General features: G+C 51.1%; 20 protein-coding genes. 4 read left to right on the plus strand and 16 right to left on the minus strand.

The features are described 5' to 3' along the window. Positions 1–36: 36 nt before the first annotated feature. A complete protein-coding gene (gene nadB / locus E3U44_RS00735; RefSeq protein WP_134356202.1) occupies positions 37–1,674 on the plus strand; it encodes an L-aspartate oxidase in 1,638 nt (545 codons plus the stop codon). 18 nt (positions 1,675–1,692) lie between these two features. On the opposite strand, the gene E3U44_RS00740 is transcribed toward nadB, so the two are convergent. Genes E3U44_RS00740 through sdhC form a run of 6 tightly spaced genes read right to left on the minus strand, consistent with a single transcriptional unit; the run spans position 1,693 to position 5,542 of the window. Continuing rightward, positions 1,693–2,136, minus strand: coding sequence for a protein YgfX (locus E3U44_RS00740; RefSeq protein ID WP_134356203.1), 444 nt, complete (start codon positions 2,134–2,136; stop codon positions 1,693–1,695). Continuing rightward, positions 2,099–2,347 carry a succinate dehydrogenase assembly factor 2 gene (locus E3U44_RS00745; RefSeq protein ID WP_134356204.1) on the minus strand — a complete coding sequence of 83 codons (249 nt, stop codon included), beginning with the start codon at positions 2,345–2,347 and terminating at the stop codon, positions 2,099–2,101. Before E3U44_RS00745 ends, E3U44_RS00740 begins: the two co-directional genes overlap by 38 nt. A gap of 12 nt (positions 2,348–2,359) precedes the next feature. Beyond that, a complete protein-coding gene (locus E3U44_RS00750) occupies positions 2,360–3,055 on the minus strand; it encodes a succinate dehydrogenase iron-sulfur subunit (protein WP_134356205.1) in 696 nt (231 codons plus the stop codon). A gap of 23 nt (positions 3,056–3,078) precedes the next feature. Next, positions 3,079–4,842, minus strand: a complete 1,764-nt coding sequence (sdhA, locus tag E3U44_RS00755) for a succinate dehydrogenase flavoprotein subunit (RefSeq protein ID WP_134356206.1) — start codon at positions 4,840–4,842, stop codon at positions 3,079–3,081. After that, positions 4,839–5,168, minus strand: a complete 330-nt coding sequence (sdhD, locus tag E3U44_RS00760) for a succinate dehydrogenase, hydrophobic membrane anchor protein (protein ID WP_134356207.1) — start codon at positions 5,166–5,168, stop codon at positions 4,839–4,841. Before sdhD ends, sdhA begins: the two co-directional genes overlap by 4 nt. Further along, entirely contained in the window at positions 5,165–5,542 is a 378-nt protein-coding gene (sdhC, locus tag E3U44_RS00765) for a succinate dehydrogenase, cytochrome b556 subunit (protein ID WP_134356208.1), read from the minus strand. Before sdhC ends, sdhD begins: the two co-directional genes overlap by 4 nt. Before the next feature lie 200 nt (positions 5,543–5,742). Between sdhC and ygfZ the strand changes: the two genes are divergently transcribed. After that, the gene (gene ygfZ / locus E3U44_RS00770) at positions 5,743–6,786 is read left to right on the plus strand and encodes a CAF17-like 4Fe-4S cluster assembly/insertion protein YgfZ (protein ID WP_134356209.1); all 1,044 of its coding nucleotides are present in this window, start codon (positions 5,743–5,745) and stop codon (positions 6,784–6,786) included. 45 nt (positions 6,787–6,831) lie between these two features. On the opposite strand, the gene E3U44_RS00775 is transcribed toward ygfZ, so the two are convergent. The 9 genes from E3U44_RS00775 to cysC form a co-directional block, all read right to left on the minus strand. Next, a complete protein-coding gene (locus E3U44_RS00775; protein WP_134356210.1) occupies positions 6,832–7,161 on the minus strand; it encodes an HU family DNA-binding protein in 330 nt (109 codons plus the stop codon). Between the two features lie 141 nt (positions 7,162–7,302). After that, positions 7,303–8,172: an MraY family glycosyltransferase gene (locus E3U44_RS00780; RefSeq protein WP_240761681.1), complete on the minus strand. Its 870-nt coding sequence runs from the start codon at positions 8,170–8,172 to the stop codon at positions 7,303–7,305. A 158-nt stretch (positions 8,173–8,330) separates the two neighbouring features. After that, positions 8,331–9,467 carry a glycosyltransferase family 4 protein gene (locus E3U44_RS00785; protein ID WP_134356212.1) on the minus strand — a complete coding sequence of 379 codons (1,137 nt, stop codon included), beginning with the start codon at positions 9,465–9,467 and terminating at the stop codon, positions 8,331–8,333. A 4-nt stretch (positions 9,468–9,471) separates the two neighbouring features. Then, positions 9,472–11,466, minus strand: a complete 1,995-nt coding sequence (gene asnB, locus E3U44_RS00790; protein ID WP_134356213.1) for an asparagine synthase (glutamine-hydrolyzing) — start codon at positions 11,464–11,466, stop codon at positions 9,472–9,474. Further along, the gene (locus tag E3U44_RS00795; RefSeq protein WP_134356214.1) at positions 11,466–12,605 is read right to left on the minus strand and encodes a glycosyltransferase; all 1,140 of its coding nucleotides are present in this window, start codon (positions 12,603–12,605) and stop codon (positions 11,466–11,468) included. The genes asnB and E3U44_RS00795 overlap by 1 nt, the downstream gene beginning before the upstream one ends. A gap of 34 nt (positions 12,606–12,639) precedes the next feature. Beyond that, entirely contained in the window at positions 12,640–13,746 is a 1,107-nt protein-coding gene (locus E3U44_RS00800) for a glycosyltransferase (protein ID WP_134356215.1), read from the minus strand. Continuing rightward, entirely contained in the window at positions 13,743–15,176 is a 1,434-nt protein-coding gene (locus E3U44_RS00805; protein WP_134356216.1) for an oligosaccharide flippase family protein, read from the minus strand. The genes E3U44_RS00800 and E3U44_RS00805 overlap by 4 nt, the downstream gene beginning before the upstream one ends. A 109-nt stretch (positions 15,177–15,285) precedes the next feature. Continuing rightward, the gene (locus tag E3U44_RS00810) at positions 15,286–16,698 is read right to left on the minus strand and encodes an MBL fold metallo-hydrolase RNA specificity domain-containing protein (protein WP_134356217.1); all 1,413 of its coding nucleotides are present in this window, start codon (positions 16,696–16,698) and stop codon (positions 15,286–15,288) included. Next, on the minus strand, positions 16,695–17,324 hold the full coding sequence (gene cysC, locus E3U44_RS00815; RefSeq protein ID WP_134356218.1) for an adenylyl-sulfate kinase: 630 nt from the start codon (positions 17,322–17,324) through the stop codon (positions 16,695–16,697). Before cysC ends, E3U44_RS00810 begins: the two co-directional genes overlap by 4 nt. Positions 17,325–17,575: 251 nt before the next feature. Here cysC and E3U44_RS00820 point away from each other — a divergent pair, with 251 nt between their 5' ends. Beyond that, entirely contained in the window at positions 17,576–19,066 is a 1,491-nt protein-coding gene (locus tag E3U44_RS00820; protein WP_134356219.1) for a mannose-1-phosphate guanylyltransferase/mannose-6-phosphate isomerase, read from the plus strand. Positions 19,067–19,144: 78 nt separating this feature from the next. Then, entirely contained in the window at positions 19,145–19,663 is a 519-nt protein-coding gene (rfaH, locus tag E3U44_RS00825) for a transcription/translation regulatory transformer protein RfaH (protein ID WP_134356220.1), read from the plus strand. A 6-nt stretch (positions 19,664–19,669) separates the two neighbouring features. On the opposite strand, the gene sufT is transcribed toward rfaH, so the two are convergent. After that, positions 19,670–20,215 carry a putative Fe-S cluster assembly protein SufT gene (gene sufT, locus E3U44_RS00830; RefSeq protein ID WP_134359613.1) on the minus strand — a complete coding sequence of 182 codons (546 nt, stop codon included), beginning with the start codon at positions 20,213–20,215 and terminating at the stop codon, positions 19,670–19,672. Positions 20,216–20,225: the final 10 nt, after the last annotated feature.

Below are 20,225 nucleotides of genomic sequence, written 5' to 3' on the forward strand. Positions count from 1 at the left end.
TAGTCCAAAAACTTGTCGAGGAGTACCTCTAACCTCATGATTCATAATTATGACGTGCTGATCATCGGCAGCGGTGCTGCTGGCTTAACGCTAGCCTTGCATCTAGCCCCTCAAACCCGAGTAGCTATCCTGTCTAAACGTACCCTGGAGGAAGGGGCTAGCCTTTATGCTCAAGGCGGTATTTCCGTTGCTCTCGACAAAAATGATTCTACAGAATCCCATATTGAGGATACCTTACGGGTGGGAGCCGACCTATGTCATCAAGCGGCGGTCCGCTTTACGGTCGAACAGGCTCGCGAAGCCATTAGTTGGTTGATTGAACAAGGGATTGCCTTTACCCGGGAAAGGAACGGGGGCCCTGGTTATCACCTTACCCGAGAAGGTGGCCATAGCCACCGCCGGGTCATTCATGCGGCAGATGCCACGGGCCGGGTTGTAGAGAACAAACTGGTCCAGCTAGCTAAAATGGGATCCAATATTAAAATATTGGAAAATCATGTCGCCATTGACCTCATTACCAGTCATAAATTAGGGCGGGATGGCAATCAATGCTTGGGGGCCTATGTCCTCAACCGGACCCAGAACCGGGTAGATACCTTTAGCGCCCGTTGTGTCGTTCTCGCCACTGGCGGCGCCGGTAAAGTTTATCTTTATACCAGCAATCCGGATGTTTGCACTGGAGATGGGATTGCAATGGGTTGGCGTGCCGGATGCCGGGTGGCCAATATGGAATTTATTCAATTCCACCCCACTTGCCTCTACCATCCCCAAGCCAAGTCTTTCCTGATCACAGAAGCACTGCGGGGAGAAGGGGGGCGGTTACTTCTGCCCAATGGCAGCCCTTTTATGCACCGCTTCGACCAACGTGGTGAATTGGCCCCCCGTGACATTGTGGCTCGAACCATTGACCACGAAATGAAACGCTTGGGAATTGACTGTCTCTATCTGGACATTAGTCATAAATCAGCCAAGTTTATCCGCCAGCATTTTCCTAATGTCTATGCCCATTGTTTAAAGTTTGGCATCGATATCACCCAAGAACCCATCCCCGTGGTTCCCGCTGCCCATTATACTTGTGGCGGCGTCATCACCGATCTTCGGGGGAAAACTGATCTTGAAAACCTCTATGCCATTGGTGAAACAGCCCATACCGGGCTCCATGGCGCCAACCGCATGGCCAGCAATTCACTGCTAGAGTGCCTGGTATTTGCTCGTGCAGCTGCTCAGGATATTAATGCTCGTCTTGGGGAAATTTCACTATCCGAATCTCTGCCTCCTTGGGATGAAAGCCAGGTGACTGACTCTGAAGAAGAGATTGTGGTTGCCCACAACTGGGATGAGCTACGGCGTTTTATGTGGGATTATGTGGGAATTGTGCGGACAGTAAAGCGCTTACAGCGGGCCAAACGCCGTGTTGATTTATTACTCCAGGAGATCGCTGAATATTATGGAAACTTCCGGATTACCAATGATCTTATTGAACTACGTAACCTAGTAATTGTGGCCGATCTCATTATCCGTTCAGCCTTAGAACGCAAGGAAAGCCGGGGATTGCATTATCTCTTAGATTACCCGCAAAAAAGCCCTTTGGCCCAAAATACCGTATTAACCCCTTTAGGGCATCAACCTACTCACTTTCCCCGTCCCTATTCCACCAAAATCCCTCATGAATGACCCCAATAGGCACTATGCCTAAGTCCGAGTTATCCGCAAACGCACCCGCAACCGCCGCAAGGCTTCCGGATTAACGCTATCCGGCAACAGCACAATGCCTGCCCGTCGCCACCAGGGGCCAAGCACAAAATTTAACACTACGAGACGGGGTCCCACCAAGCCGCCAGAAAGCAATTTACCTATCTGTTCCCTGCCATTGCGCTGACGCAAACGCCAAACATTATGGCCATCCCAGGAAATCTGGACAATTGCCCTGGGGCTTAAAAGCAAAGCCTGGCTTCGTAAACTTAGGTAAAAACTGACAAGAATGGCAATACTTAAGAGCGCTTTCAATCCCCACCAAAGCGCCAACCCAGGAAGAAGCGCCAGAACCCCGCCGTGGACAGCAACAAGGTAGACGGCCAAAACACGGGAGGGATAACGGTTAAGGTAAAGGGGTGTCGCGTATTTTAGCGATGACATTGGCAGTTATGGGATCAGGATGAGAGTCCTCGCCCAAACAATACTGCCATAACTGGGGATCGGAATGGAACAAAAGCGTCTCAAATGCCTGCTTTTCTTCATCGGAAATAGCATGATAGGAAGTTTCAAGAAAAGTCCCTAGCAGCAAGTCTAATTCCAGTAACCCGCGCCGACAGCGCCACCGCAGACGACAGAGGGGATCCTTTGACATAGTCTATAGTGCTCAAATGGAGTCCTTCATCATCCGATGTTTAATAACGCTGATAGCTTCTGCAGGATTAAGGTTCTTTGGGCAAACGTCAGCGCAATTCATAATAGTATGGCAACGAAATAGTTTATAGGCATCATTCAATTCTGATAAACGCTCTTCGGTGGCCTGATCCCGGTTATCCACCACAAAGCGGCAGGCCCATAGCAAAGCGGCAGGCCCCCGGAATTTTTCCGGGTTCCACCACCAGGAAGGGCAGGCGGTAGAACAACAGGCGCAAAGGATGCATTCATAGAGACCATCCAATTGCTTTCGCTCTTCAGGGGATTGCAGGAATTCAACTTCCGGCACTGGATCTTCTCGTATCATCCAAGGCTTCACTGCCCGATACTGTTGGTAAAATTGGCTCAGATCCACAACTAGATCGCGAATCACGGGTCTACCGGGTAAGGGGCGCAAGACTATAGGCTCTTTGAGACTAGCCAAAGGGGTAATGCAGGCTAAACCATTGCGACCATTAATGTTCATCCCATCGGAGCCGCAAACTCCCTCCCCACAGGAACGGCGGAAAGTAAGGCTTTCATCCTGCACCCGGATCTTCTCTAAGGCATCCAATAGCATCATATCCGGCGGAGTCTCACTCAGCGCGTAATCTTTCATGTAAGGCTTAGTATCGGTTTCCGGATTGTAGCGATAAATGCGAAAGCGCACGATGTTTCACCCTATCCTCACAGTTAATAAACTCTTTCCTTTGGAGGGAACGTTTCCACGGTCAAAGGCTTCAGCCGTACCGGCTTATATTCAATTTGTTCTTGTTCCTGAAAATACAAGGAATGTTTAAGCCAGCGGGCATCGTCCCGCTCCGGATAATCCACCCGATAGTGGGCACCTCGGCTTTCTTGCCGCGCCAAGGCACAATGTACGACCGCCTGAGCGAGATCCACTAAATTTTCCAGTTCTAATGCGTCAAGTCGGGCAGTATTGAAAATTTTGCTCTGGTCTTTCAGGCGCACATGCTGTAGACGCTCCGCAATCTCCTTTACCTTACTCACTCCCTCTTTAAGCACTTCTTCATTACGGAATACACCGCAGTTCTGTTCCATGACCTTTTGCAATTCGGCGCGTAATCCATCCACACTTTCTCCATCACCAGAGCGCTCCCAACGAACGAGGCGTTCTAATGCCTGTTCCACACTTTCATGCGCTAACGCCCGGTGATAGCGGTGTCCCTGAAGGTACTCAATAATATGATTGCCAGCGGCCCGTCCGAACACCACAATGTCCAGCAATGAATTCCCCCCTAGGCGGTTAGCACCATGGACGGAAACACAGGCGCATTCTCCCACCGCATATAATCCAGGAATGGCCTCCTCGGCACCTTCATTATAGGGAGCCACCACTTGCCCAAAACGATTAGTCGGAATCCCTCCCATCACGTAATGACAGGTAGGATAGACGGGTATAGGTTGGTCAATGGGGTCGATGTGCAGAAAAGTCAAAACGGTCTGCCGGATGCCCGGTAGACGCTCCTTAATGACCTTCTCCCCCAGATGATCCAACTTGAGCAAGACATAATCGCCATGGGAACCACAACCGCGCCCTTCCTTCACTTCGGTATAAATAGCTCGGCTGACCACATCACGGCTAGCCAGATCCTTAACGTGGGGGGCATAACGCTCCATGAACCGTTCCCCTTCACGATTAATCAGATAGCCCCCTTCCCCTCGTACCCCTTCGGTGATCAGCATGCCCTTGCCCGCGATACCGGTAGGGTGAAATTGGACAAACTCCATATCCTGGAGAGGAATTCCGGCGCGAGAAGCCATGGCCATGCCATCGCCGGTATTGATCCGGGCATTCGTATGGGTGCGGAAAAGTTGCCCTGCCCCCCCGGTAGCCAGCAAAGTACATTTGGCTTCGATAACCCAAGGCTGACCCGTCTCAATCTCGAGTACCACCGCACCTAAGATATAACCCTTGGCATCCTTAATCAGATCCAAGGCAAAAAATTCATCGAAAAAATGGGTTTTGGCCCGAATATTTTGTTGATAGAGGCTATGAAGGATGGCATGACCAGTACGGTCAGCCGCAGCACAGGTCCGTGCTGCTTGCTCGCCACCGAAATTTTGGCTTTGACCTCCAAAAGCCCGCTGATAGATTTTTCCATTCTCCAAACGGGAAAAGGGGACCCCGGCATGTTCCAAGTCAATCACCAAATGAGCAGCTGCCCGGCACATATACTCAATGGCGTCCTGATCCCCTAAGTAATCGCTTCCCTTTACCGTATCGTACATATGCCATAGCCAATTGTCAGGCAGCACATTGGCAAGCGCAGCGTTCATTCCTCCTTGGGCAGCAACAGTATGGGAACGAGTAGGAAACACCTTCGAGACCACGGCCACATTCGCTTCCGCTTGGGCTAACTGTAGAGCCGCCCGAAGTCCTCCTCCACCAGCCCCAATAACCAACACATCAAACCGTCGTCGAGGCAAATTCATCTCAACAGTATCCTGACAACCCAGAATGCAATCCCACTATACCCTATCACAACCAAAGAATGAGCAAATAAGCGCAGCGGCGTAGAGTGCACATAATCCAAAATCACATCCCGTAACCCTACCCAAGCATGTAGCAATAAGGCACCAAAAAAAAGGGCAGCCACAATGCTTACCCACGGATCATCCACCCACTGGCTCCAGTCCTCGTAGGATTCAAAGGGATCCTGCACTAAGCGAATAAAAAAAAGTAACAACACCACCAGCATAATTACAGCCGTCACCCGCTGGACCAACCAAGCGCGCAAGCCGGTCATTACCCCCTTCACCACAGTACTCCTACAATAAACAACGTTACGACGAGTGCTGAGACATTCGCGATGCGTGCACTCCAGCTCGGCCGGTAATCCTTCACGCCCACATGGATATCGAATAACAGAAAGCGAATTCCCGCGAAAATGTGGTGAAGCAGCGCCCAAAGCGCCACCACACCAAGCAGTTTTACCCCGAGGTTATTAAAAAAGCCGATAACCTGGGCAAAACCCTCAGAATCCTGCAAGGAGAGATCCAGCAAATAAACTAAAACCGGTACCAGAAGTGAAAGAATGACCCCTGAAATGCGATGCAGGGCCGAGACAATTGCATTGGCCGGAAAGCGGATCAAAGCTAAATTAAGAAAAGTCGGGCGATGATGATTAGCCATCGGTTCCACTCAAGCTGATAAGTCTGCGTGCTCCATCCATGCCGTTATCCTACCCCATACCTTCTTCCCTCATTGGCATCTATGTTTCAATGAAGTCTTTAGCTGCACACTAGTGATGTTCGCAAATTAAAATGATGTTAGGCAAGTCATTCATAATTCTAGCCTAGATATTCCACCCAGATAAGGAGAAAACCAGACGAATGCAACAGGAATGGAAATCTTTTCTGATACAAGCAGGCGCGGTCTTTGATGGGGATAGGGTCCTCCATTTTGGACACCCTCAGAAGGAATTGACAGCGGCTGCCGCTGGTTCTTTCATGACTGATTTATCCCACTTAGGTTTGATTGCTCTTAGTGGAGAAGACGCCAGCACGCTTCTCCAGAACCTTCTTACCAATGATGTTGGAGAAGTCAACGCACAGCGCAGCCAACTAACGGGACTCTGTAACCCTAAGGGCCGATTACTAGCCATTTTACGGCTTTTCCAATGGAATGCCAATTTTTATCTGAGTCTCCCCCATAGCCTCTTAGAAGCAGTGCTGAAAAGACTGAGCATGTATCTCTTAAGGGCCCAGGTTTCTCTTATAAACGCAAGCGAGCAATACTGTCGCTTTGGGCTAGTCGGCCCGCAGGCGGGTGAAAAACTCAAATACCGCTTGGGGAAGACTCCGACAGCGGTTAATGAAGTATATCAAACCTCTAGCTGCTGCGTCCTCCAGCTGCCTGGCGATATCCCCCGGTTCCAAGTGGTGGGAGAGTTTAACACCCTCCAAAAACTCTGGGATGATCTCAGTAAAACTGTCATGCCAGTAAGCGCTAATTTCTGGGAATTGGCCACTATTCGGGCGGGTATTGCCACCATTTATCCTGAGACCCAAGAATCTTTTATCCCCCAGCAGGTTAATCTAGAACTTACAGAGGGTGTAAGCTTCACTAAGGGTTGCTATCCTGGCCAGGAAGTGGTTGCTCGCATGCATTATCGCGGCAAACCGAGTCGCCGAATGTTTCTTGCCCATATTGTCACCGACAAATGGCCCCAGCCAAGCGAGCCAGTCTACCTAGCCGATGGCAAAGAAGGGCAAACAGCCGGCGAAATTGTCGCTGCCCAACCGGCACTGGAAGGAGGCTACGACAGTCTGGTGGTGTTACAACTCACTAGTCTTGAAAAAGGCGATATTATATTGGGTAAGGGGAGTGGGCCAAAGCTTACATTTCTGGATCTTCCCTATGAACTAGGAAGATAAGATCAAAAGACAGCGGGCGACTCTAAAAAGTCGCCCGCATACGGATCAATTAAGACGCCTATGACCTGTATCAAAGGCTCTAAAGCGTAAGTAACTACGGGGGGGAACTTGAATAATTTCTCCCGTTCTAGGATTGCGAGCTTCACGGGCATCCATATGCTTAGCGTAGAATTTGCCAAAATGGCTGAGACGCACCTCCTGTCCGGAAGCTAAATCGGCAATCACTTGTTTCTTGAAGGCGGCAAGAATTTCTTCTACCTGGTCTGGCGCCAGACCAGTTTGGTCTGCAATGCGCCCTGCTAATTCCTTATCGCCAACCCCATAGACAGAGAGCGAAACCATCATCAACATAAGGGACAAGATAATTTTTTTCATGTTATCTCCTTACCGCCCTAGCGGGATCATTATTTCATCAAATCCAATACCCGTTCCAATAAACCGTCAGTTAGATACTAGCCAGTACTTAACCCGAGGGACGTGACACTGATCCCAAATCAAGGAAGTAAGAAACACAAATCATTCTTTTGGATACATGGGGCGTAAACGTTCAATTCCGCCGTAGGCCACCCCAAGAAACATCAGTGTGGCGAGAAATACCCAGGGTAGGGCCTCCCGGTTCGCATTTGCCCACAGGGCTGCAGCGACTAAACTTGTATTGACGCCGCCAACAGCTAAAAGCACCTTACGATGAGGCCATCCGGCCTGGTGTAACCGCTGATAGGCATGGGAACGATGGGCGGTATACCAACGCTCGCCGGCCAAAATCCGGCGCAGCAAAGTCACCGTGGCGTCAAACCAGAACACACCGTAGATCATCATCCACAGCACAATCGGAATATCCCAGCAAACTTGTCCAGCAAGGGCAAAAGCAGCAATCAGAAAACCTAGAAAACTACTGCCCCCATCTCCCATAAAAATTCTTGCAGGAGGCCAATTCCATACCAGAAAGCCAGCGACTGCAGCCACCAACACCCAAGCCAGATAGGCATAACCGTATGCCCCTGCCTGCCACAACCACTCCCCCCCAACACTGAAAACAAAACAAGCCTCCATGCCTGCAAGACCATCAGTACCATCCATGAAGTTAAAGAGGTTAATAGACCAAACTATGGCAAAAATAGCGCCCAACACCCCTAACGCCGACCAGGAAAACATCTCCCAATGGGGATTAGCGTCTACAGCCCATAAAAAATAAACCGCGATTAAAGCAGCAATAAGATGCACCAGGGCACGCCACAGAGGGCTTAAATTATAAAGATCATCCCCGTAGCCAATTCCCGCTACTAGAATGCCCCCTGGCAATAAAAAAAGTGCGGTACCGGAAGGTAGTTCACCCATCATCCATGTCAACAGAACGGCTCCCAACCATAGCACCACAAACACCATCCCCCCTCCCCGCGGGGTAGGTCTCTGGTGGGAAGAGCGTGCATTAGGAACATCCAGGAGTCCCTTACCCCAGGCGTAGTGACGAAAACAGCCAACCCAACCCAAGGATAAAAAGAAAAAGACCAACAGCGAAGCTAGAAACCAATAGGCATTAATATTTATATCCTGGCTCCCTTCGATAATAATCCAGCATACAATTTAAGGGTCTGTTCAATGACCTGCTCTACCGAATACTCTGCCATCGCCAATGCCCGCCCTTCCCTGCTCATCGATCTACGCCTAGTCGGATCTTCGATCAATATTTGCAGGGTACGAGCCAAACTATGGCTATCTCGTGCCGAGACCAGCAAACCATTGATGCCATGATGGACAATTTCTCGGCAACCGGGAACATCCGTCGCCACAATAGCCCGACCACAAGCCGCAGCTTCAATGAGCACCTTAGGCAAACCCTCTCGGTAAGAGGGTAAACAAACCAGATTAGCCTGAGCGAACACCTCTGGCATATCATCCCGGTGGCCCCACCATTCAACTATCCCTTCCGCTTCCCATGCCTGTAAAATTTCTGGCGGCACAGCAGTAGGATTTCCCGGATCTGGAGCGCCTGCTAACACAAAACGGGCTTGTACACCTTTTGTCCGAAGCTGGCGAGCTGCCTCAACAAACTCGCCCACTCCTTTATCCCAAAGCAGCCGTGATGCCAATAGCACGAGCGGTGTACCGAGTGGTTCCGGACGTGGGGCATAGACGACCATATCCACCCCTGAACCCCTGATCAACACTGTCGCAGATTCAGCGACTATCCCGCTTTTAACAAAGAGGGAACGATCATTTTGGTTTTGAAATATGGTGCAGCCGTTGTGGTGTCCCAGCGCTAACCGAAGGACAGTTTTAAGGCCATGGCGCAAAAAAGCCGCTTTCCAACCGGGAGTAATAAAAGTATACCCCAACCCGGTGAGCGCATTGATCACTCCAGGTACATGGGCTAAACGCGCAGCTATACCGCCATAGAGGACCGGCTTGAGGGTGACATGATGGACCAGATCGGGCCTTAACCGCCGATAAAGAAAATAGAGAGCAATAAATCCTCCCGCTTCCTTCCCTGGATTCCGGCCTTGTCGATTGAGGGGAATAGGATGGTAAGAAAAACCCTGCTGCTGAATTTCCTTCACTGCCCCAGATTCCGGGGTGGCCACATGGACATCGTATCCCCTTTGCCTAGCTGCCTGGGCAAGGGGCAAGCGATGAGAAAGGAAAAAAGCAGCCTCATTAACAACAAAAAGAAGGCGGTACACAAAATTACTGTGCTTCTAACCATGCTTGAAACATCAAGACACACCAGAGGGGATATTGCCAGTTACGCCGCCCAGTGAGATGCTCTTCCCATTTTTTGCGGATAGGCCCAGGGTGGAAATACCCTTCTCTTTTGAGTTTGCTTTCATCGAGCAAATCCTCCGTCCAGTCACGCAACGGTCCACGCAACCAAATGTCAATAGGAACCCCGAAACCCATCTTCGGACGCTCTACCAGTTCCTTAGGGACATAGCGGTGTAATATCTGGCGCAACATCCACTTGCCTGCCCCATCCCGCACCTTCAGCCCTACCGGAAGGCGCCAAGCAAACTCCACCAGGCGATGATCCAGCAATGGAACCCGGACTTCCAAACTCACCGCCATACTCGCCCGGTCCACCTTCGTCAGGATATCATCAGGAAGGTAGGTCATCAGATCCAGGAACATCATACGCTCAGTAAGATCGGTCACTGCAAGATGAGACCAAACTTTATCCGCAATACCGGAAGTTTCGGAGCCATGGATGACAATGCTACTAGGGCTTTGCCATTGTGAAATGAGCTGCTCATAAATAACCGCAGGAGAATCCGAGGCCAAAATGGCTGCCAGCTTGTGCAATTTATCGCCCGGATGGACTTGTCGAAGCCGGGCCGGTAAAAAAGGACCCGCACTTGCAAAAACCCGATTCCAAACCCGGGGTGGGGGAATCCGCAATCCTTGGGCAGCGATTTGGCGCGCAAAGCGAGGAATCCGCCTCACCGTGCTCCAGATCCGCCTACACCAGAAATAACGGTTATACCCCCCCAATAGCTCATCCCCCCCATCCCCAGACAGAGCCACAGTGACATGCTGCCGTGCCAATTGGGAAACTAGAAAGGTGGGAATCTGAGAAGAGTCGGCAAAAGGTTCATCATAGATGATCGGAAGCTGAGGGATGACGGCTATGGCTTCCTGGGGGTTGATATAAAGCTCGGTATGATCGGTGCCTAAATAGTGGGCCACTTGGGCGGCATGAACCGCTTCATTATAGCCCTGCTCATGGAAACCAATGGAGAAGGTTTTAACAGGCTGACTGCTATGAGCTTGCATGAGGGCGGCAACCATAGAGGAGTCAATTCCTCCAGAGAGAAAGGCCCCCAGGGGGACATCGGCTACCATCTTACCGGTCACAGCTTCCCGTAGCCGATCCTCCAACTCAGCGATGGCCTCTTCATCACTGCCCCTAAAAGGGGCTGCGCCCCCGTTTTCCACCACCTCCCAGGCAGACCAATAGGCCCGTGGCGCAATCATCTGACCTCCTGTGCCCTCCTTTTCTGGAAAGGGGAAGGGGGCCTTGCCCGTCGTTAACGCTTCCCAGGGCATAGCTAGAAAACATCCTGGCGGAAGCTTGTAAATCCCTTTGTAGATAGAAAAAGGGGTGGGGATATAATTATGGCGCATAAAAAGCGTCACCGCTTGCCGGTCTATCTCCCCTTGCCAGGCCGGATGCACCTTTAACGCTTTAAGTTCGGAGCCAAACAGGAAGGCCCCCTTCATCCAACCATAATATAAGGGTTTCTCCCCCAACCGGTCCCGGGCAAGATAAAGCACCCGCGCCTTTCTATCCCAAAGAGCCAAGGCAAACATCCCCACACAGCGCCGCAGGGTTTCATCTACGCCCCAAGTTTCGATCCCTGCGAGCAAAACTTCCGTATCCGAGTGGCCACGCCACTGAGTTCCTCTCTGTTCTAGCTCCGTCCGGAGTGTTTGATAGTTATACACCTCCCCATTAAAGACAATGACATAGCGGCCACTAGCAGACTGCATGGGCTGGTGACCACTGGCAGAAAGATCCACCACTGCCAAACGCCTATGGGCGAGATGAATGCCCGTCTCCTGTTCCAGCCAGATCCCTTGATCGTCAGGTCCACGATGGACCAGGCGCGAAGCCATTTTGGTGAGGATATGCTCAGCCCGATCCGCCGGTAGCAAAGAATCATAGAATCCTCCAAAGCCACACATTAAGAGGTCACTTCCAAGTACAATTTTTCGTACTGGCGCACAATTTCCGAAAGATTAAAATGCTCAATGATGCGTCCACGCGCTTTATCTCCCCATTGTTTGCGACCCTTAACCCCGGCTGCGATTAAGTTCTGCCAGGCAGCAGCTAAAGCCCGAAAATCTCTGGGCGGCACCACTTTACCCATACCGCCAATGAGATAAGCAGAATCACCCACATCTGTAGCGACACAGGGTATGCCGCAGGCCATCGCCTCGCCCAGCACGTTAGGAAACCCCTCACCCCACGCTGATGCCACCGTGGCAATATCCAATGCTGGCATTAATCTAGGAACATCCTGCCGCTCCCCCAGCAAAATGACCTTTGAGCTTAAATCTAACTGGCGAATAAGCTTGATCAGCGATCCATTGGACGGATCGATACCCCGCCCCGCTAATAGAAAAGCAACCCTCATTCCCGCTCCTCCCCTTATGAGTTCTGCGGCTGCCCGAAGAAAATTGGCGTGGTCCTTCATGGGATGATAGCGGGCAATCAATCCAATCAAGACGGTAGGGGGGGAAATGGCTAGCTCACGCCTGACCTGCTTCCTTCTTATCCTGTCAGGTTGGTATTCGGTACAGTCGAAACCATTGGGGATAATCCGGGTCTTCTCAGGCTTAAATCCAATCGCCTCATGCTGAAAAGCGCTGGTTTTACTATTATAGAGAATAAGGCGTGGCCTCCCGGAGAGCCATGCCCCCCCATAAATCACCCCCCGGGTAAGCCTGCGTTCCTTGGACAGTTCATAGAGGGACTGCCGAATATTCCAAAGCACCGGGATTTCCAGCCCTAGAGAAGAGGTTGCCGCGGTGGCCGCTAGGTTGCCATGATACATCCAGCCTTGAATCAGATCGGGAGCGAGCTTTTTGAGCAGGCCACACAGACGAATCAAAGCTCTGGGTCCTGGAAGACCCCGCCTCATCCCCAGGGAATATACCGGAATCCCGAGAGATTGGAGCTGATGACCCACAACCCCCTTCTCCAACAAAGAAATCACGCTGGGGTTAAAGTACGGTGCAGTTCGCTTTGCCAGCAACCGAAATAAAGCTTTCTCTGCCCCTCCCACATCTAATCCCGTGATGATATGAACCGTGTTTACCATACGATGCCACTATTCCTCCAGGAGAGAGGCGTTTTTAAAGATTAAGGGCCTCAAGATAGGTGGTAATTGCCGCCTCTAGGCTAAAGTCTGCAGCCCGCCCCCGCAATACCGAGGCTGTGGGGCCCCTGCCCTCTAAAATATCAATCATTGCCTCTGCCATATGGATATCATCCCCCACTCCAACCAGAGGCCCATAGGTTCTATCATGGAGAATTTCAGCGGGCCCACTCGGGCAATCGGTGGCAACCACCGGTGTGCCCACTGCCATGGCTTCTATTAGAACTCCTGGCAAACCCTCCCAAGCCGAGGACAACACAAACACTGCTGCCCGGCTCATATAAGCATAAGGATTGTGCGCAAAACCAGGTAAGGCCACATCCTGTTGAAGATTCAGCGTCCTGATTAGTGCCTCCAATTTTGGGCGCTCCTCCCCTTCGCCAAGAATGATCAACCGTGCCAGACGCTGTTCCCGGACCCGAGCAAAGGCCCGGATCAGGGTCGGGAAATCCTTCGCCGCAGTCAACCGTCCCACCCCAAGAATCACCGGGGGCTGATCGGCTCCCAACCAGGGGTGATGGATAGGGACTTGAGCCTGGATCAGCAAATCGGGGATCACCACGGGATTATAAATAACTTGAATCCTCTCAGGGGCCAGACCCGTAGTCTGGATCAAGTCCTCAGCAACGCCCTGAGAGACAGTCACAATTTTATTAGCCCATGGATACCAGCGGGTGATGAGCCAGGGAATAAAGCGGGCCCGCCAAACCTTGCTATGGCGCTGTTCAACGGAGAGTGTACTACGCACACTGACCACACAACTTGCCTTGGAGGCTGCCAACCGCTTGGCTAATAAAGCGATAAGATTAGCGTGGTCCAAAGCTGAAAGCAGGGCCTGAGGTTGCTCCCGCTGCAAATAACGCACCAAATCTGGGAGGCTTCTTATCACCCGGGAGGCCCCCAAATTCACCACACGAACCGCCTCGGGGACTCGGTTAAGGTAGGGTCCTTCTGCGCTAGCTAGGACCAAATCAACAAGCAAGCCCCGCTCAGCAAATCCTCCCGCCAGGGTCAACATCATCCGCTCCGCACCACCGCCATACAAAGAAGGCAAAAATAAAGCGAGACGCTGGGTTTTGCTCATAGAATGCGCCGCTCAGGGAAGAGGCGATTGAATAGCAGGGTACGACTGTCGGCAACATTGAACACCAAAACAAAAAGCCCATAACTAACCATACCGACAAAAACCTGAATGCTAAGTCCCATTAGCCCTTCTAGGGAGAGTAATGGCCAAAGGGCGAACCCCATGACAAGCGTGGCACCAAGCACTTTCAGGCTTTCGTATCCTGGAATAGGCAATTTAAAATAGCGTCGTCCTAGCACCATACTCAACACTAATGCCGACAAATAAGCACAGACGGTGCCATAGGCAGCGCCCATGATACTGAGCTTAGGAATCAACCAAAGGTTTAAGAGCAAATTGATGGTGGCCGCCACTAGCGCAATCCAAACTTGCACGATGGTGCGCTGGCCAAGCTGGAAAGCCAAATCAAAATAATAGGCCTTGATACCGGCAAGGAGTGAAGCAAGTGCAATCCAGAAGCTGAGCGCCACGGCGGCTTTTCTGAATTCGACACCGAGCACTACCTGGGCGATGTTGGGCGCCAAAAGGACCAAACCCACGGTAGCAGGCAAGGCGATACTTAAAAGACCGATTGCATTTTTTTTCAACTGCACTTGCGCGGCTCCCCGCCCTTTCTGTTCTAATGCGTGAACGGCAAGGGGATAAGCAGCCAAATGGACAACCATCATCAATACCCCCAGAGTCTGGTTAGGCAGGTCATAACCCACCGCATATAGCCCCGCCGAATGGGACCCCTGCAACCATCCCAGTAGCAAGCGGTCGGAACTGCTCACCACAAAGGTCAGGGCAAAAGTGGCCGTCAGGGGGAGGCCATAGGAAAGTAGCTGTCCCATTAGCCTTTTATCAATATTATGGGGACTCAGATGGCGCCACTCCTCCCGTGCCCAGAGGACGACGGCAAGAATGAGACCACCAATGAGTCCCCAGAGAACGCCGGCAGCACCCCATCCCCACCAGGCAAGGGCGCCGCCTAAGGTGAGCGAAATCAGTGACTTGGTGATAGCCAACAACCCATAGCGCTGGGGAGTCAGCTGAGAGGAAGCCATCTGTAGATTAGCGTCAAAGAGGGCTTGGGCCCATAAAAAAAGGATCCCCAAACCAATCAATGCACGCATCTTGGCCTCTGGCCAGAAACTCCATAAAACCAGCCCTAGCATTGCGCTGAGCAGCACCACCGCCAGATAGCCAGCCACCAGGGTAGAAAGAAATATCGGTTTGCGATCTTGATACCGCACCAGATATCGCAGGAGCCCTAAGTTCAGCCACTGAAACAGGACCGCATTGGCAAGGCCTACCGCCGCAATAACGAGGGCATAGTGACCGTATTCCTCGGGGGCAAGCAGGCGAGTGTAAATGGCTAGGGCAGCAAAATTAATCAGTCCAGGCAGACCCCGGGCAAGGGTATATAAAGCGCTATGTTGTAGCAGCATAGAGAGTCGATGCCCCTTTCAGCAGGTTCAACAACATAGACCAGAGGCGCTATTGTCCTTTAGGTGGGAAAGAGGGAACATAGGCTTAGAAAAAGCTGCGAATGGCCCCTCAAGGTATCTTCACTTGTGCTTGAGGTAAGAGTCGCTGAAGTTGTCTTGACAAGGCCACTTTAGCTTTTTGTTCCCCATGGACGATACGAATTTCTTTTGGTTTTTTTTTCATTCTCCGGACAAAGCCCAGCAGATCTTTTTGATCCGCATGGGCTGAATAGCCTGCTAAGGTGTGCACCTGGGCATTGACGGTGTAACGTTGTCCATCCAGTTCAACATAGCCGTTTTGAGGGCCATATTGCTGAATAGCTCGACCTGGAGTGCCTGCCGCCTGATAGCCCACCAAAACAATATCCGTCTTGGGGGTCTCTACCAAAGCCTTTAAATAGTTGACAATGCGGCCGCCGGCACACATCCCACTGGCAGCAATCACCACTGTCGGACGTGGATTTCGAGCCAGGTAAGCGACCGTGGCCAAGTGTTGCTCATGGCTACCAATGGTAGTCAGTTGCTCAAAGGCTAAAGGATGCCGGCCTTGGATTTTTACCCTTTTCGCTTCTTGATCCCAGAATTTGCTAAGTTTTCGGTAAACCCGAGTAAAACGATTAGCCAGAGGCGAATCGACCACTATTTCCAGGTCCCTCCACCGCAGCCCTGAAGCCACTTCCCGATCTTCAAAGCGATAGATAACCTGTTCCAGCTCGTAGAGCAATTCCTGGGTACGGCCAATACTAAAAGCAGGGATAAGCACCATACCTCGATTGCGGAAACAGCGTTCAATGACCCCTTGTAGTTGGGCATGTCGCTCTTGGCGACCCTCGTGAAACTTATCCCCATAAGTGCTTTCGATAATCAGGATATCGCTACCGTAAGCAGGCTTGGGAGCGGGAAGAAGGGGGGCATAAGGCGCTCCGAGATCGCCAGAAAATAGTACTGTGGTCGCCTGTTGACGCCCATTCGCCACCTTACATTCAATGTAAGCCGAGCCCAGGATATGTCCCGCCGGCTGGAAGCGCACTTGCAGAGAAGCTGCCTTATGGTTGCCTGGTATTTTTACCCAGCGCCCATAAACCACAGGCTTAATTCGACTCTTCAAGACCTTAAGAAAGCGTCTAATCAACCCCTTATTGCGGGTAAACCCTACTTTAACCGCATCTTCTAGGACCAGCGGAAGCAACACTGCCGTAGGTTCAGAGCAATAGATTTTACCCTCGAAACCCGCCGCTAGAAGATAAGGAATGCGACCCACATGATCGATATGACAGTGGGTCACTAGCAGAGCCTGTACCGCTGAAAGATCGAAATCAATCTCCAAAGCCTCACTTGAGGCCCCTTCAGGAGAAGCCTCAACCCCTTGGAAAAGGCCACAATCAATGAGCACCGAGCAATGAGGATCAATAAAAAGTTCATGGCAGGAGCCGGTCACCCCTGTAATGGCCCCATGATGCTTAATCCAGACCCCCGAGGTCACATTTGAGCCACTGGTCTAACCGCTCCCTCCCGGATAATGCCCCGGCATTTTAGCAAATTGATAACCATCTCTACATTTTCTTCTACAGCCTGAAAACCCGTATCGACCACCAATTCTGGCTTTTCTGGCTCTTCATAGGGTGAGGACACTCCGGTAAATTCTGGAATCTCTCCGGCACGAGCCCGTTTATAAAGACCCTTCACATCTCGCTGTTCACAGACGGCAAGAGAAGCTTGGCAATAGATTTCTAGGAAATCGCCCTCGGTCACTAAGTCACGCACCCGCTGACGATCGTGCCGAAAGGGGGAGATAAATGCGGTCAGAGCAATGACCCCAGCTTCTACAAAAAGCTTGCACATTTCTCCAATACGGCGGATATTTTCGGATCGGTCCTGCTCAGAAAAACCCAAATCAGCGCAAAGGCCGTGGCGCACATTATCACCATCAAACACAAAAGTTCGGCATCCTATTTGGAAAAGCCGGGCCTCCACCGCGTGAGCTAAGGTGGATTTACCTGCGCCAGAAAGACCCGTAAACCATAAAATCGCGCTCTTATGAGCGTTTAACTGTTCTCGATCCGCTCGCATCACCAGCGGTTTGTGCCACACTGTATTATTCGAGGACATGATTCTCTAATTCCATAAAATTTATGCTCAAATATCCCTTCCTTAGGAAGGTGCATAACATGAACAGTATTAACCGACTATGGCATTGTCAACCAATTTCTTAAAGTTTTTACGGCTAGAAACGCTAAACTTTTAAACAAGATGGAGGTACGATAGTGTCCATTGGCAGAATAGGGGCTTAAACGCATTCGCAAGTCATCTGTGATAATGCGGCGGCCACTCGGTTGATACAATTTTAAGGATATAAAACTATGCGCCTGCAACCCGTGATACTTTCAGGCGGTTCAGGAACACGCCTTTGGCCGCTCTCCAGGGAGCATTTTCCGAAACAGCTCCTGCCCTTAGTTGGGGACCGCACCATGCTCCAAGACACCGTCACCCGACTTAACGGCAGTGCCTTCGATACTCCGCTGCCCGCTCCTCTAGTGGTATGCAATGAAGAGCACCGTTTCTTAGTTGCCGAGCAAATGCGGCAAATCGGGGTGGCACCCCGCCAACTCATCTTGGAACCCTTTGGCCGCAATACCGCACCAGCCCTTACCTTGGCTGCCTTTTCGGTTTTGGAAGCAGAGGACGATTGTATTTTGTTGGTGATGCCGGCAGACCACGTTATCGCCGATATCGGCGCCTTCCAAGCCGCTGTTCAAGCAGGGTATCAGCTGGCCCAAAGCGGCTATGTGGTGACCTTTGGTATCGTTCCCACTCGGGCCGAAACCGGCTATGGCTATATTGAGATGGGTCAACCATTACCCCAAAAGGCCGCTGCTTCAGCGTTTGCTCCCCACGCTTTTATCCTCAAGGCCTTTGTGGAAAAACCGGATCAGGAGACCGCCCAGCGCTACTTGCAGTCGGCTAACCACCTGTGGAATAGCGGTATGTTCATGCTCCGGGCATCAGTATGGACAGAAGAGATTTCAACCCATGCTCCCGAGATCGAGCAAGCCTGCCGTCAGGCCATAACAGGAGGGACCCAAGATGGTGAGTTTTTCCGAATAAAACCCGCTGCTTTTGAAGTTTGTCCTAGCAACTCTATCGATTATGCAGTGATGGAGAGGCTTACTGCTAAGAACACCACCCACCCTCCTGCCGTCGTTTCCCTAGACGCAGGTTGGTCCGATGTAGGGGCATGGCCTAGCCTGCTAGAAGCCAACCCACGGGATCAGAATGGCAATATGGTACGGGGTGACGTTTACCTTGAAGAGACCCAAGATACCTTGATCCTATCAGAACACCGTATGGTCGCCGGTATTGGCCTTAAAGACCTCATGGTCATTGAAACACCGGATGCGGTACTCGTAGTCCACAAGGAGCACGCCCAACACGTCAAGAATGTAGTGGCAAAACTCAAAGAAGCAGGACGAGAAGAATATATCAAGCACCGAAAAGTATATCGCCCTTGGGGCTGTTATGAGAGCATCGATTGTGGCACCCGTTTCCAAGTTAAGCGGATCACGGTAAATCCTGGCGCTTCACTATCTTTACAAATGCACCATCACCGGGCCGAGCATTGGGTCGTCGTCAGAGGAACCGCACGTGTAATTCGAGGTAATGAAACTACCCTGCTCTCTGAAAATCAATCGACTTATATCCCCATAGGTATTCAGCATCGCCTGGAGAATCCTGGCAAGTTACCTTTAGAGATTATTGAAGTTCAGTCAGGTAGTTATCTAGGAGAAGATGATATCGTTCGTTTCGAAGACCATTACGGCCGGGCGGGTAATGCACCCTTGGACAAACTCTGAATCCAAAAGCCATGATGGTAATGGTGGTAGACTATAAATCATAGATAGCGTTGCACTGGCTAAGCAGGTAGTTCAGAAATGGAATCCACTCCTTCTTATAAAAGATCTTGGTATCTGGTTTGGTGTAAGCCACGGCAAGAACGCTTAGCTCAGGAAAACCTTGAGCGCCAAAGATTTGAGACTTATCTACCCCTGGTGCGACAGGTTCGGCGCCGTGCTCACCGGCGCGTTACGGTGGTCGAACCACTCTTTCCTCGCTATTTATTCATTCATCTGGACAAAGAAAAGGACAACTGGAGCTCGATACGTTCTACCATCGGAGTTACTGCTCTGGTCCGCTTTGGAGATGAGCCGGCTCAGGTGCCAGATACGCTAATCAAAGAATTACAAGCCCATGAGTCACCTGATGGCATCCATGACCTGCCAAGCCGCAGCTTTCAACCGGGGCAAAAAATCCGTATCGAAGAAGGACCCCTAGCCGGGCATGAAGGCATCTGGCTAGCTTCCAGTGGGAAGGAGCGAGCCCAGGTTTTGCTGGAAATCATGGGGAGGCAAATTAAAACCGAGATGAACGAAAACTGGCTGGAGCACTCTTAAAGCTCATTAGTACATACCGGTCTGGATCTTGGCAGCATCAGACATCATGTTTTGATTCCAAGGGGGATCAAAAACCAATTCTACATTAGCCACCTCAACAGCGGGGATAGCCTCAACTTTTTCCTTCACATCTTGCACTAGAATCCCGCCCATCCCACAGCCGGGAGCAGTTAAGGTCATCTTGATGTCTAGCTGCTTTTGACCATCAGGCAAGGAGGAAATTGTACACTCATAAACCAAGCCCAGATCCACGATATTGATGGGAATTTCAGGGTCAAAACAGGTCCTCATCTGGTCCCAAGCCAGCTTTTCAAGCTCCTCATCGGAGGCTTCCTCAGGCAATGTTGGCGGTTCTACCGGCTCCAAACCCAAGGCATCAGCATCTTTACCAGCTATCCGAGCCAGGCTCCCGTTAACATAAACGGTATAACTACCCCCCAAATCCTGGGCGATCATCACTTCCGTATCCTTGGGAATAATCACCTTATCCGCCATCGGCACGAGTACTGCTTCGCAGTCCCGATTGAGGACAATGGGGTCACGATTGTACATATCCATCTCG

It is taken from the genome of Nitrosococcus wardiae (assembly GCF_004421105.1).
Classification (GTDB): Bacteria; Pseudomonadota; Gammaproteobacteria; order Nitrosococcales; family Nitrosococcaceae; genus Nitrosococcus; species Nitrosococcus wardiae.